The organism is Streptomyces sp. CB01635 (assembly GCF_002803065.1).
In the GTDB taxonomy this organism is placed as follows: Bacteria; Actinomycetota; Actinomycetes; order Streptomycetales; family Streptomycetaceae; genus Streptomyces.
Map to the genome: position 1 here is coordinate 51,170 of NZ_NNBL01000005.1, position 13,187 is coordinate 64,356.

General features: G+C 69.6%; 15 protein-coding genes. 5 read left to right on the forward strand and 10 right to left on the reverse strand.

What is annotated here, in order from left to right; translation table 11 throughout:
• Positions 1–249: 249 nt before the first annotated feature.
• From CG723_RS17620 to CG723_RS17640, 5 genes are all read right to left on the reverse strand, one after another.
• On the reverse strand, positions 250–948 hold the full coding sequence (locus CG723_RS17620; protein ID WP_100594387.1) for an HAD family hydrolase: 699 nt from the start codon (positions 946–948) through the stop codon (positions 250–252).
• A gap of 82 nt (positions 949–1,030) precedes the next feature.
• Entirely contained in the window at positions 1,031–1,912 is an 882-nt protein-coding gene (locus CG723_RS17625) for a hypothetical protein (RefSeq protein WP_100594388.1), read from the reverse strand.
• A gap of 110 nt (positions 1,913–2,022) precedes the next feature.
• A complete protein-coding gene (locus CG723_RS17630) occupies positions 2,023–2,571 on the reverse strand; it encodes a YciI family protein (RefSeq protein WP_100594660.1) in 549 nt (182 codons plus the stop codon).
• A 158-nt stretch (positions 2,572–2,729) separates the two neighbouring features.
• Positions 2,730–3,203 (reverse strand): carboxymuconolactone decarboxylase family protein, encoded by a 474-nt coding sequence (locus CG723_RS17635; protein WP_100594389.1) that lies wholly within the window; start codon positions 3,201–3,203, stop codon positions 2,730–2,732.
• A gap of 129 nt (positions 3,204–3,332) precedes the next feature.
• Positions 3,333–3,956 (reverse strand): TetR/AcrR family transcriptional regulator, encoded by a 624-nt coding sequence (locus CG723_RS17640; RefSeq protein WP_100594390.1) that lies wholly within the window; start codon positions 3,954–3,956, stop codon positions 3,333–3,335.
• Positions 3,957–4,072: 116 nt separating this feature from the next.
• On the opposite strand from CG723_RS17640, the gene CG723_RS17645 reads away from it, so the two are divergent.
• Positions 4,073–4,888 (forward strand): hypothetical protein, encoded by an 816-nt coding sequence (locus CG723_RS17645; RefSeq protein WP_100594391.1) that lies wholly within the window; start codon positions 4,073–4,075, stop codon positions 4,886–4,888.
• Between the two features lie 48 nt (positions 4,889–4,936).
• On the opposite strand, the gene CG723_RS17650 is transcribed toward CG723_RS17645, so the two are convergent.
• Complete coding sequence (locus tag CG723_RS17650) at positions 4,937–5,209, reverse strand: hypothetical protein (protein WP_234374359.1); 273 nt, start codon at positions 5,207–5,209, stop codon at positions 4,937–4,939.
• An 83-nt stretch (positions 5,210–5,292) separates the two neighbouring features.
• Here CG723_RS17650 and CG723_RS17655 point away from each other — a divergent pair, with 83 nt between their 5' ends.
• Complete coding sequence (locus CG723_RS17655) at positions 5,293–5,637, forward strand: VOC family protein (RefSeq protein ID WP_100594392.1); 345 nt, start codon at positions 5,293–5,295, stop codon at positions 5,635–5,637.
• Between the two features lie 30 nt (positions 5,638–5,667).
• Here CG723_RS17655 and CG723_RS17660 read toward each other — a convergent pair whose 3' ends face one another.
• The 4 genes from CG723_RS17660 to CG723_RS17675 all read right to left on the reverse strand — a co-directional run bounded on the left by CG723_RS17660 (position 5,668) and on the right by CG723_RS17675 (position 9,666).
• Entirely contained in the window at positions 5,668–6,231 is a 564-nt protein-coding gene (locus CG723_RS17660; RefSeq protein WP_100594393.1) for a dihydrofolate reductase family protein, read from the reverse strand.
• 155 nt (positions 6,232–6,386) lie between these two features.
• Positions 6,387–7,331 carry a class I SAM-dependent methyltransferase gene (locus tag CG723_RS17665; protein WP_100594661.1) on the reverse strand — a complete coding sequence of 315 codons (945 nt, stop codon included), beginning with the start codon at positions 7,329–7,331 and terminating at the stop codon, positions 6,387–6,389.
• A 182-nt stretch (positions 7,332–7,513) separates the two neighbouring features.
• Positions 7,514–8,518: a GDP-mannose 4,6-dehydratase gene (locus CG723_RS17670; RefSeq protein WP_100594394.1), complete on the reverse strand. Its 1,005-nt coding sequence runs from the start codon at positions 8,516–8,518 to the stop codon at positions 7,514–7,516.
• Positions 8,515–9,666: a UDP-N-acetylglucosamine--N-acetylmuramyl-(pentapeptide) pyrophosphoryl-undecaprenol N-acetylglucosamine transferase gene (locus CG723_RS17675; protein WP_100594395.1), complete on the reverse strand. Its 1,152-nt coding sequence runs from the start codon at positions 9,664–9,666 to the stop codon at positions 8,515–8,517. The genes CG723_RS17670 and CG723_RS17675 overlap by 4 nt, the downstream gene beginning before the upstream one ends.
• A 64-nt stretch (positions 9,667–9,730) precedes the next feature.
• Here CG723_RS17675 and CG723_RS17680 point away from each other — a divergent pair, with 64 nt between their 5' ends.
• From CG723_RS17680 to CG723_RS17690, 3 genes are all read left to right on the forward strand, one after another.
• Positions 9,731–10,408, forward strand: coding sequence for a response regulator transcription factor (locus CG723_RS17680; RefSeq protein WP_100594396.1), 678 nt, complete (start codon positions 9,731–9,733; stop codon positions 10,406–10,408).
• Positions 10,405–11,817, forward strand: a complete 1,413-nt coding sequence (locus CG723_RS17685; protein WP_100594397.1) for a HAMP domain-containing sensor histidine kinase — start codon at positions 10,405–10,407, stop codon at positions 11,815–11,817. The genes CG723_RS17680 and CG723_RS17685 overlap by 4 nt, the downstream gene beginning before the upstream one ends.
• A gap of 101 nt (positions 11,818–11,918) precedes the next feature.
• Positions 11,919–12,518, forward strand: coding sequence for a hypothetical protein (locus CG723_RS17690; RefSeq protein WP_100594398.1), 600 nt, complete (start codon positions 11,919–11,921; stop codon positions 12,516–12,518).
• Positions 12,519–13,187 lie beyond the last annotated feature (669 nt).

The window sequence follows — 13,187 nt, forward strand, 5'->3', positions numbered from 1 at the left end:
CGGGCCCTTCCTCAACGAGCCGCCCGCGTCGGCCACCGGCGCGCAACTCACCGAGTGATGTCCACCGCTGGCCCTCCCAGCCCACGTACTGCCGCTCGTCCAGACAGACCGGGCAGTCAGCGCGCTGTGCCCCGTACTGCACACCGCACGTGCAACAGATCGGGAGGCGCAGTCCCGAAACCGCCGCGACCTTCTTCGACGAGGACACCACAACTCCCCTCTCCGCACGGGCCATTGGAGCGATACGAGCTAGACGATTTGGACGAGGTCAAGAACCGCCCGCAGTGCGTTCGGGCGTCGGTCGACGGGCAGGTGGTCGACCAGATGGACCGGGCATCCGAGCGCGGCGGCCCCGGCGTCCGCGACGCGATCGTCGCCGACCATGAGGACCTCGCCGGGCGGCAGTCCGAGCTTGTCGCAGGCCGCTTGGAAAAGCCCCGGATCCGGCTTCTGCACACCGTGCTCGAAGGAGAGGACGTACGCGTCGACGAGGCTGTCGACACCGTGGTCGCGGAAGACGGGCCGCAGGTCCCAGCCGATATTGCTCACCACGGCGACCGAAACGCCCCGCCCCCGCAGAGCACGAAGTGTCGCCTCGGTGTCGGGATAGGGGCGCCATGCGGCCGAGGTGCGATGCCGGTCATACAGCGCCTCGGCCAGCTCCGCCGACGGGAGGGACGCCTCGCGGGCAAGAGCGGTGTACGCAGCACGGTGTTGCTCGGCACTGAGGTCCCGTGCCCGCCACAGCCCATCGAGATGCGACGGCAGCGCGCGAGGTGGAGCTCCGCCGGGCAGAGCCCCCGCCTCGGTCAACCGGCCGGTACACGCGGCGAGTTCGTCCTCACCGATATCGAGTCCGGCTTCGGCGACAACCGCTCCCAGCCATTCCGAAACCGACTCGATACGGAAGAGGGTCCCGGAAAAGTCGAACATCACACCTTTGATCATGCCGGCGATCCTCGCCTCCCCTGTCACCGGTACGCAAGCCCGGCAGTGGGCCAGGAAACGGACGACACCGTTGGCCCCGTCGTCAGGACTTCCGGTACGTCACCAGTGGCGTGGCGTCACCGAGGTTCCTGAGCTCCATCGGCCCGTCTGCAGTCGCCACCACGTACTCGGAACTGAACTCCTCGGGTGGGCAGTACGTGGTTTTCTCGCCCTCCAGGACCTTGGCTCCCCTCGGCTGTACCCGGTCCTCCCAGATGTTGATCAGGTCCATGCGGACCCTGCACGTGGGGCCCTTGAGCATCTCGACGGTGGCCGACGCCGGCACGTTGAGCTTGCTCTGCCGGAAGGTCACTTGGTGGCTGCCGTCCTCGGAGCGCCAGATGCCGAGGAACCGTTCGCCGAGCTTCTTGTACGTGGTCGTGGCCTCGCCGAAGCCCTTGCCCGCTCGCCAGTCGAGCGTCGTCGTGCTGGCCCACGACTTGGAGGAGAACGTCGCCGACTTCCCGTTCCGGGCGATGTCGACCCGGTCCCAGCCGTCCCAGTCCTTGGCGATGTGGGTGTCCCACTTCCCCAGTCCACCGGTGCCGACGGCGGCGACGCTCTCCGTCGGAGGCTCGCCGTCCCGGCAGTACTGTCCGAAGTTGGCGCGCACGGTGACGGTGGCACGGTATGCCTTCAGGTCGATGCCCCGGCAGGGGCCGGTCTTGGTGGCGTAGACGGTCTTCGACGTGGACCAGGGCTTGCCGACCGCGCTCCGGTGCCGTTCGAGCAGGCCCGTACCGGCCTGGTAGCGCAGGGAGACCCGGCGTCCGTCGGACAGTTCGATGACCGCCTCGTCATCGGTGTCCTTGACGACCCGCGCCGCGCCGGACGGCGCGGCCGAGGCGTCGCCCTGGCAGGCGGTGATGCCGGCTGTGGCCACCAGCACGGCCCCGGCGATCCCGAAGACACATTCGCGTTGCATTTACGTCCCTCGAGTATCGAAGTGAACTCTCGGATAACTGACGCACGGCGGGCCGGAATCGTTGCACGGCTCGCTCATCTTCCGCCCTTATGGCGGGGTGACGGCCGTCATCACCGCCTGCCGCCGAACTGCCAGTCGTGGACCTCGATCTCGGCGTAGAGACCCACGGTCAGAACGGCACATGCCGTGTCCGGGTCCGGCGCCCGGACCAGCGCCGCCGTGCCCAGCCAGGTGGCGCCGTCGTCGGACAGCAGAGGCCCGTACGCGATCAAGTCGTCCTGATCGGAGGGCACGTCGAGGTCGGCAGTGTGCCCCGCGCCGAGGCCGAGCACCAGGTATCGGTTCCCTTCGGCGGCGCCACCGGGGTACTCCCACATGGTGCGCCCGAGCTTGTTGTGCCAACGGCGCAGCATCACGTCCCGGTACACGCCGGCCTGATAGCCGGGTTCGTCGAACGCGAACGCGCGTGCCGCGGCGGTGTCCGGCAGGTCGACGATGTGCACACTCCCCGTCGGCTCCTCACCGTCGCTGCTGAACGTCGGGCCGCGAGCGATCAGCTCTTTGCCGTACTGGTCCATGTAGGACCAGTGGTCCTCCAGCAACTCATGGCGCAGCGCCAGAGAGTCGAGACGATCGCGGTGGTAGCAGAAGAACTCCATGCGCACACTCTCTACCACCCTGTCCTGCGTCATCTCGCAGATGTCCTCATTCGGCCTGCGAGCATGGCCATCTGAACGGACAGGTCAGCCGTGGCCCGGCGGTGCCGTCCGGACGGCACCGCCGGGCCAGGCACAGCTCATCGTCCGTCCGGTACGAGTTATCCGAACTGGCCGGGCTGGTAGTCGCCGGCCGGCGTCTGGATGATGACGTTCCCGCGGTTGAACGCGTTGATGAGTGCGATCTGTGAGACCAGGGCCGCGAGCTGATCCTCGTCGTAGTACTTGGCGGCATTCGCCCAGACCTCGTCCGAGACACCACCGGCCGCGTCGGCAAGACGGGTACCCTGCTCCGTCAGCTCCAGCGCCGCGCGCTCGGCCTCGGTGTAGACCGTGGCCTCCCTCCACGCCGCGACGAGGTTGAGGCGCGTAGAGGTCTCACCGGCGGCAGCGGCGTCCTTGGTGTGCATGTCGAGGCAGCCGCCGCACCCGTTGATCTGGCTGGCGCGGATCTTCACCAGCTCCAGCGTCGCGTGCGGCACCGACGACTCGGCGAGCACCTGGTTCGCCGCGATGATGTGCTTCCAGACCTTCATGGCCGTCGGGTTGCCGAACATGTTCAAGCGGGCGTTCATCGTGAACTCCTCCGTCGTTGCCGATGCCTACACACCTATGACGAAACGGCTCGGCGCGCTGTGACATGGCCCCATGTGACGTGCGTCTCCACGTCCGGCATTGCGGGAGCGGTCACCGACGACGAGGTTTCACGGGATGAGCGTCGCGATACCGGCGCAGACGAGGTCCAGGCTGCGGATGAACTTCTCGTCCGGGTGGTGGGCGGCCGCGGCGGCAAACGTCCGGGGAAAGCGCTGGGTGAGGGCAGCGATGTCCTCACTGGTGACCGGCATCGCGGGCGGCTCGCTCTGCTCCTGGAGCACGTAGCCGGTGACATGGCTGAGCACGGCGTCGGCAGCGGTTCCGCGGTCCTCGCCAGGGACGCCGGCCTCGGCGAGGGTGTCGAGCAGCCGCTCCATCAGGGACAGCGCTCCGGGGCTGAGCGTCTTGGGGCTGCCGGCGAGCATGATCGCCCCGCCGGGTTGCTGCTGGATGCTCTGCCGTACGGCGACGGCTTGCGCGGTGACCCGCCTCTGCCAGCTTGCCTGCCCCGGCAGTTGGGCCAGGGCCGCGGTGCCTGTGTCGTACGCCTGCCGGGCCACGCGGTCGGCCATCAGCTGGAGCAGCGCGGCCTTGTTCGGCACGTGGTAGTAGAGGCTGCCGGCGTGCACATGGAGCCGTTCCGCGACCTGCCGGATGGAGAAGCCGTGGTAGCCGGTCTCGGCGAATACGGTCATCCCCGCGTCGATGATTCGGTCTGCGGTCAGCTTCACGGCCGCAGTCTAGCGAGCACGAGCAGCTTTTCAAACACTGTTTGAAAATGGCCGCCGCCGCGCTACAGTCACGATCGATCAGCAAATCGGCGGGGGACGAAGGGGAGGTGGTGACAATGGGCAGCGTGCTGTTCAACGTGACCACGGCGGCACCGATGGTGCTCATGTTCAAAGGTGGTCTGGCTCTGGTCGGTGAGACCACACTGGGCGGGCGGCGGATTCCCTGGGCGGCATTGGGCCTGACCGGGATAGCGCTCGCCGGGGTCGTCCTCCAGCTCTGCTGGTCGGGGGCGATGGGGGCGCTCGACGCGGACCCGGCGAAGTCCGGCTGGTGGCGCGTGGTCACCTCGGTCTTCATGCAGAACGGGGGCTTCGGCGGGGCGGCATGGAACATCGCGACCCTCGCCGCCGTCGCGGGCTTCGCCGAGTGGTTCTGGGGAGCGCCACTGACGCTCTGCCTGTTCGCCGCGGGCATCCTGCTGCCCGAGCGGATCGACGCGCTGTGGGGCCAGACCTCCCACAGCACCGATCCGCGCAATTTCGCGGGCAGTTCGGGCGCGACCTACTTTCTGGGGGCGACCCTGGCCGCGGCGCTGCTTCTGCACGGCAGGGCTGGTCAGGCGCCCGACAAGGATTCCCGAGGCGTGGCCTCCGACGGCGCCGAGGCCTCAGCCGACGAGAGCTCACCCAGTGACACCGTCCGCAGGAACCGCCTGCTCGCGCTCGCGGTACCCGTACTCGGCCTGGCGATGTGGTTCACCCAGGAGAACGGCCACGGGCTCGTCGCCTGCTACGGGTTCGTCCTCGGAGCACTCGCCTGGGTCGCGTTCCGCACGGTCCTGCGCCCGGACCGCGACCTGCGGCAGCCGCCGCGCACGACGATGTCCTCGCTGACCGGGCCAGTCGGTCGCCGGCCCCGAAGCGCCGCGTAGCAGGAGTTCCCGATTCCCCGCGCAGCGGGAAGGTCCCGACTCGCCGCCTCAGCGCCGGCCCGTGACAAGCTCGGCCAGGTGGTGCAGCGAGTTGGCGAGGTGCTCAGGGCCGAACGGCGGGAACTGGATGTACTCCCGGATGGACTGTGGCACCGCCGACCAGTCGTAGGTGAGCGTGACCTCGGTCGCGGACGGACCGAGCGGCGCCAGGTCGTAACGCCAGATCCAGCCGCCGAACTCCAGTTGACCGTCGTCCTTGCGATACCCCGTCAGCCAGCCGATGGCTAGCGGCGGGTCCAGCACCTGGACCCTGTTGACCACCTGGTAGTCACCGTCGCCAGGCCACAGCCTCGGACACGGCGTCATATCCGGGCTCCGCCCGCAGCGGTCAGTACCCTGCACGCATGATTAACGGCGCTCACGTCATCATCTACAGCCACGACGCGGAGGCGGATCGCGCCTTCTTCAGGGACGTTCTGAAGTATCCGCACATCGATGCCGGCGACGGCTGGCTCATCTTCAAGCTTCCTCCGGCCGAGGTAGCGGTCCACCCCGCCGCCGCACCGTCACACGAGTTGTACCTGATGTGCGACGACGTCGACGCGACGGTCGACGAACTCTCGGCGAAGGGGGTCGAGTGCGCCCCTGTCACGAACGCCGGGTGGGGTCTCAAGACCGGGATCCGGCTGCCGGGCGGTGGCGAGCTGGGGCTCTACCAACCACGCCACGAAACGGCGCACAACCTCTGACAGCCTCCTCAGGCGCCGGGTGCCCAGCTCTCAGGCCTGCGGAATCGCGCGTCCTGTGGGCCGGTACTCGATCATCAGCACCCTGTTGTCCAGATCGTGATGGGCGACCAGCTCCAGTTCTGTCGAGTCGACACCGGCGAAGAACGGCTCGCGGCCCGACTCCCCCACGAGCAGCGGAAAGGTCATCAGCCTGAGCCGGTCCACGAGGCCCGCGTCGAGGAGCTGCCGGGCCAGGGACAGACTGCCCATGGTCCGCAGCGGCACATGACCTTCGCTCTTGAGCCGGGTGACCTCGGCGATCAGGTCCTCCTGGCACACGCGCGTGTTCTGCCAGGCGACCGTCTTCAGCGTCGACGAGAAGACGACCTTGTCCACACCCGGCATCGGGTCCGCACCGGGGCCACCCGACTCCCGGGGGAGACCCGCGAGGGCCTCGTAGGTGCGCCGCCCCACGAGCACCAGCTGCGGCCCTGCCATCTCCTCGTGGATCCACTCCTCGATCATGGGGCCGAAGTAGCCGAAGTAGGCGGGCGATGTCGCGCTGCCGGCATACCCGTCAACCGAGACGAACACATCGACGGTGAGTGTCTGCATGGCAATTCCTCCGAATGTCTCGCACCTGCCCAGCCAGGTCCGCTCCCATGGGACATGGCGCCTTCCAGTAGAGACGTCGAAGCGGCATCGCGTGAATCGACACCCTCAACCAACCATCGCGTCAGCCCCTCGGCCGGTCGCTCCTCGGCCGGTCGCTACGAGCCGCTGTCCGCGGGCCGGCGTGCGATCCAGAGCTGGCGCGTGGAGCGGACCGCCAGGTCGTCACGGTGGCGTACGTCCGCCGGGCCGCCGTTCACGAGCGTGTCGAGCGCTTCCAGGTCGGCCGGGTCGATGCGGCCGACCAGGGCGCCGCGGATGCGGCTGAGCGTGCCGTGCGCGTAGAGCCCGGCGCTGCCGCCCGCCGGCGGGCGCAATTCGAGATTCTCTGTGCGTTCATCCTCAAGGGTGAAGCCGGCCGATGCCAGCAGCGCGCCCCAGTCGGCGCCCATGTGGGGCACCTCTTCGGCGTGCAGTGTCGTGAGTGCCTCGCGGAAGCGGCCTTCCAGCCCGGGGCGCTCCGGCACCGCGTCCTCGGCGAGGAATCGTGGCATCCCGTCCAGTTCGGCGACGGCCAGGAGCCCGCCCGGGCGCAGGGCCTTGAAGATGATGTCGAGGGTCGCGGCGGGGTCGTCCATGTGGTGCATGGAGGCCGAGGCCCAGACGAGGTCCGCGTCAGTGACGCCCGGCAGACCCGTACCGGCGTCCGCTTCCAGCAGGTGGACGCGCGCGTCCAGGTTCTTGGCGGCAGCGGTCCGGTTCAGCTGCTCCAGCATGTGAGAGGAGCTGTCCACGGCCGTCACCTGCGCGGAGGGGAACTGCTTGAGCAGGGCGAACGTTCCGGTGCCGCTTCCGGCACCAAGGTCCACGATCCGCTCGACGTCGCCCCCGGCCAGCTCCGCGATGGAACGCATCGCGGCGGCGAGTTGGGGCGCGAACAGGTGGGCATCGAGGTCGAGCAGCTCCGCCAGGCCGTCCTGCTCATGCGTATGTGTGCCGTGGCTGTGGGCGCCGTGGCGGGCATCATGGGACCCGTGTCCGTGCAGCTGGGAGTGTGCGGGAGAACCGTGCGGTGCAGGCGTCTGGTGCGTGGGGTGCGTCATGACATGGACCGTACGTGCCATTTCGTTCAGCGCATAAGCTCTTGCCTATGACGCAAGAAGATCCCTCACTCCACGGCCTCGTGCGCAAGGGACCACGGCCTCGCGCACCGCGCACGCCGGGTCACCCGACGACCTGGCCTCCCCCAGCCACCTGACACACCGCACCGCACGACACCCCAGGCTCAGACCTGGTACCGATCCGTCGCGAACAGCGCGATGTTCTCGGCCACCCACTGCGACGTCCGCTTCAGCCCGTCCTCCAGGGACACCTCAGGCTGCCACCCCGCCCACTCCCTTGCCCGCGCGTTGTCGGACAGGAGCCGCTCCACCTCGCTGCCGGACGGCCGCAGGCGTGCCGGGTCCACGACCACCTTCGCGTCCCGGCCCGACGCGGCGATCAGCGCGGTCGCCAGGTCCCCGACGGAGATCTCCCGCCCGGTGCCGAGGTTGACCGACTCGCCGAGCGCCCGGTCGCAGTCCGCGAGTGCCAGGAAGCCGGCCGCGGTGTCGGTGACGTAGGTGAAGTCGCGGGTCGGGGTGAGCGATCCGAGCCTGATCTCCGTTGCACCCGCGTGCAGTTGGGACAGGATCGTCGGTATCACGGCGCGCGCGGACTGCCGCGGACCGTAGGTGTTGAACGGCCGCACCACCGTCACCGGCAGTTCGAACGCGTGCCAGTGCGACAGCGCCATCATGTCCGCGCCGATCTTCGAGGCGGAGTACGGGGACTGCGGCTGGAGCGGGTGCGTCTCACTGATGGGGGCGGTCAGCGCGGTCCCGTACACCTCGCTGGTGGAGGTGTGCAGCAGGCGGCGTACGGAGTGGCGGCGGCAGGCCTCGGCGATGTTCTCGGTACCGACGACGTTCGTCTGGACGTAGGCGCCGGGCGAGTCGTAGCTGTACGGGATGCCGATGAGCGCGGCCAGGTGGAACACGGTGTCACAGCCGGCCACGGCGTCCATCACGCGACCCGCGTCACGCACGTCGCCGGCGATCATCTCGACGGGGCTGTGCGAGTCGCTCAGGTAGCGCGCCAGATAGCCCTTCTCCGCGTACGGCTTGTAGTGCACCATCGCGCGCACCTTCGCCCCTCGCTCCACGAGCATGTCGACGAGTGTCGAGCCGATGAAGCCCTCGGCGCCCGTGACGAGGACGGTGCGGTCGGTCCAGTTGCTGTGATCGGTCATGAGGTGAACTCCATTTCGTGGACAGGTGAGTTGGGGGTCCTGGCGAGACTGATCACCTTCGCGGCGAGCAGGTCCGCCGCGCGGGCGTGGTCTCCGGGGTTCGCGGCGCGGCTCATCGCCGCGAGCCGGGACGGGTCGGCGAGCAGCGGCTCGACGAGGGTGGCGAGCCGCTCGGCGGTCGTTTCGCCGTCGGGTACGAGGTGGGCGGCGCCCGCGTCGGACAGCACGCGGGCGTTGTGCGTCTGGTGATCGCCGGGGGCGTGCGGATACGGCACGAGGACGGCGGGCACGCCGGTGGTGGCGAGTTCGGCGACCGTCGCCGAGCCGGCCCGGCAGACGACGAGGTCGGCGACGGCGTACGCCAGGTCCATCCGGTCGAGGTACGGCACGGCCTGAGCGAGCGGGGAGTCCCCGAGCCGCCGCCGCGTCTCGTCGAGCGCGGCGGGCCCGGTCTTGATCAGCAGATGGACGTCGGGGCGATGCCGCCAGCGCGCGGCGAGCCCGACGGCCGCCTCGGTGAGCCGAGCCGCGCCGAGACTGCCCCCGTTGAAGAGCACGACGCGCGCGCCGTCGGATATGCCGAAGGCGCGCCGCGCCTCGGCTCGCAGGGCGGTCCGGTCGAGGGCGGCGAGCTGTGGGGCGATCGGCATGCCGACGGTGTCGGCGTCCTTGCCGCCGGACAGGTGCGCGCGGCTGCGGTCGAAGGCGACCGTGATGTGCGGGGTGAGCCGCGCGGCGAACTGGTTGGCGCGGCCCGGCACCGCGTTGGACTCGTGGATCACGCTCGGCAGCCCGGCCATGCGTGCGCCAACGATGACGGGGGCGCTCGGATAGCCGCCCATGCCGACGGCGACCTGAGCACCTTGAGCCCGCAGAATGCTGCGGCATTGGGCACCGGACCTGATCAGCGCCGCGGGCAGCAGGTAGCGCTTGGCGCCGAGGGCCGGGTCGAAGGGGATCATGTCGACGGTGTGCAGGCGGAATCCGGCGCCCGGGATCAGCCTGGTCTCCAGGCCACGCTCGGTGCCGACGAAGGAGATCACCGCGTCCGGGGCGGCCCGGCGCAGCGCTTCGGCGAGCGCGAGCCCTGGGTAGATGTGGCCGCCGGTGCCGCCCGCACCGATCACGACGGAGAGTGGTGTGCGCATGGCGGCCACACTCGTGGAGCGGTTTAAGAGGGTTCTAAGAGTCCCGTTTGGCACTCTTTACGGCATGACCAAGATCCTCGTAGTCGATGACGAGCCGGAAGTGCGGGCGGCCGTCGAGGACGGACTGACCGTCGAGGGATACGAGGTGCGCGGCGCGCGCGACGGCCTCGAAGCGCTCTCGGCAGTGTCGTCCTGGCAGCCCGACGCGCTCGTCCTCGACGTGATGATGCCGGTGCTTGACGGGCTCGGGGTGTGCCGTCAGCTGCGGGCGATGGGCGACCGTACGCCCGTACTCGTCCTCACGGCGCTCGACTCGGTGAGCGAGCGCGTCGACGGCCTGGACGCGGGCGCCGACGACTATCTGGTGAAACCGTTCGCGCTCGACGAACTGGTGGCGCGTGTACGGGCGCTGCTGCGGCGGGCCGCGCCGACCCCTACCGAGGGCGGGCTGGCGTACGCGGATCTGGTCCTCGACCCTGATACCCGTACGGGGCGGCGAGGCGGGCGCCCGCTGGAGTTCAGCCGCACCGAGTCCGCGCTTCTCGAACTGCTGATGCGGCACCCGGGACAGGTCCTGCCGCGCGAGCTGATCCTGGAGCTCGTATGGGGCCGCGACTTCGGTCCTGACTCCAACTCCCTTGCGGTATACGTTGGTTATCTCCGTCGGAAGCTGGAGGCGGGCGGCGAGACGCGCCTCGTGCACACGGTCCACGGCATCGGCTACCGGCTGGACGTGGCATGAGCGGAGTCCGCAGGCTCGGGCGCCGCTGGCGACGGCAGCGGCCGCTGCGCACCCGACTCGCCGTGGCCGCCTCGGCGGCGGTGGCGCTGGTCGCCGTCGGCGTGTGCACGGCGGCGTTCTTCGTGATCCGGTACGAGATGTTCCACCAGCTCGACCTGAATCTGACGCAGTCGGCGACACGGGTGATCCAGGAGAACCGCGACGCCGGACCGCAGGTCGTGGCAGGCGAGTGCCGATACCTGTCGGCGCCGGCGTGCGCGCAGATCGTGCCGGCCCTCCCGGCCGAGGACCCTCCCCATACCTATCTCCTGCCCGTCTCGGCGCCGGTGCGCGAAGTGGCCACCGGCGATCGCGCCCCCTACTTCAGCAACATCACGCTCTCCGGCAATCCCATGCGGATGCTGACGACCCGCCTCGGAGATGACAAGGCCCTTCAGGTCGCGCTCCGTTCGGACAGCGTCGAGAAGGGGGTGCGTCAGGCCGCCGGGCTGCTGACCGTGATCGGCGCTGCGGGCGTTCTGCTGGCGGCCGGGCTCGGCTACTGGGTGTCCAGGACCGGTCTCGCGCCGGTGGCCCGGCTGACCGCGACCGCGGAACGCATCGCGTCGACCCGCGACCCGCGCCACCGCATCGAACTGCCGCCGGGCCCGCCGGGGCGTGAGGACGAGGTGACCCGGCTCGCCGCGAGCTTCAACACGATGCTGGGCGAGCTGGAGCAGTCTGTGACGGCACAACGCCGCCTCGTCGCGGACGCGTCGCACGAGCTGCGCACACCGCTCACCGCGCTGCGCACGAACGCGGAACTCCTGGCCCGCGCCGACCGGTTGACCGATGCCCAGCGCGACCGGGCGGCGGGGGCGCTGGCACGGCAGCTGCGCGAAGTGACGGGCCTGGTGAACGACTTGATCGAACTGGCCAGGGACGAGGAACCCACGCCGCTGCTCGAAGACGTACGGATCGCGGCGCTTGCCGAACACGCGGTGGGTGCGGCCCGCGCACACTGGCCCGCCACCCCCTTCACCCTGCACATCGCCCCGGATGCTGCCGAGACCGTACGGCCGGGGGTTCCTGCCCGGCTGACCCGGCTGCTGACGAACTTGCTGGACAACGCGGCGAAGTTCAGCCCGGAGGGGCTGCCGGTGGAGGTGGAACTCAGCTCGTCCCGGCGGTCGGGGTCGGGGTCGGGTGAGCGTCTCGAACTGACGGTCCGCGACCACGGTCCCGGCATCACGGCCGCGGACCTGCCGTACGTCTTCGACCGCTTCTACCGCGCGGAAACGGCCCGCGCCCTGCCCGGCTCAGGCCTCGGCCTGGCCATGGCCCGCCAGATCGCCCGGGCCCACGGCGCGGAACTCACGGCGGAGCAGGCGCAGGGGGGCGGGGCGGTGTTCCGGCTGACGTTCGGGTGAAGACGGTGGCCGCTGCGGCCCTGTGCGGCGTGGCGACGGTGGCAACGGGGGAGACTGGCCGCCGAACACCGAACCGTGCAGTACGGATAACAGGGGACATCATGGCCGCGACTGAATCGGCACGGAGGCTGCTGCCAGGGCATTCGCAGCGTCGGCGGGCAGCGGGCATCGTGCTCGCCGCGCTGGTCACGTTGACGATGGGTGGCTGCGGCAGCACCGACAAAGCCGAACAGGAGTCTTCACCCAGTCGTCAGACCTCGAAAGCCCCTTCCTCGAAAGCTCCGTCCTCGAAAGCTCCGTCCTCGAAAGCCCCATCCCCGCGGCCCTCGTCCGCGCAGCCGTCCGTGTCGGCGGCGGACGGGCGTGATGTCGGCGCCTGTGCGGACGGCAACTGCGAGATCGCGGTGACCGGGCCGGTGACCTTCCGCTTCAAGGGCCCGACCGGTCCGGCAACCCTGTCCGTCACCGAGGTCGGCCCGAACAAGGTGGAGTACACGATCAAGTCGGGCAACAGCCAGTCCCAGGGCGGAGCGAGCGGTCCGGGCCAAAGTTGCATCACGGTCCTCCGCAGCAACGGCAGCGGCAACTCCTGCGGTGGTCAGGGTGACGCCGCCCGGCCGAGCCCTCAGCCCGATGCGGTGCTGATCCAGGCGGTCACCAATGAGAACGGCACGGCAATCCTCCGCATCGTGTCCGACTGACGGCACGAAGTCGACGTACTGGGCGTCGAGGAACCGGCGACAAGTGGCGCCGGTGTACCTCTTGCACAGACTCACACCGGCGCCGCCGTACTGGCTGTTGACGACCCAGTGGTCGCCCGCTCATCGCCACGACGACAACCGCCGCGGTCACGAGCGCGGCGGCACCACATCCCGGCTCCCCGCCACCCCCGTGGGCGGGGAGCCGGACACGACTCCGGCGGCGCCCCCGCCCCGGTCGGACCGCCAAGCCCCATGACGTACGGCACAGCACGGCACGCTTCGCGCGCCCGCTCTTCCCCTGCCGTACGCCCCTCTGCCTCCAGGCTCTCCTACGGGTCATGTAGCGACCTTGATATTTTCTTGCAATCGCAAGGGGAGCAGCACCGCATCCCGAGTCGGCGGTCCGACACCGGTCGGCAAGGGGGCATGGCACAAGGGGACCTTATGAGCATTGGCTTCGAGCTCTTGGGCGACGTGGTCATCCGCTCCGGCAAATGTGAGATCGTCCCCGGCTCCCCTCGGCAAAGGTGTGTCCTCGCTCTCTTGCTCGTCGATGTCAACCGGCCCCTGCCCATGGACACGCTCATCGAGCGGGTCTGGGGGGCCAGGCCCCCGCGTCAGGCCTCCGCCGCGCTGTACAGCTACATCTCCCGGCTACGCGCACTGCGG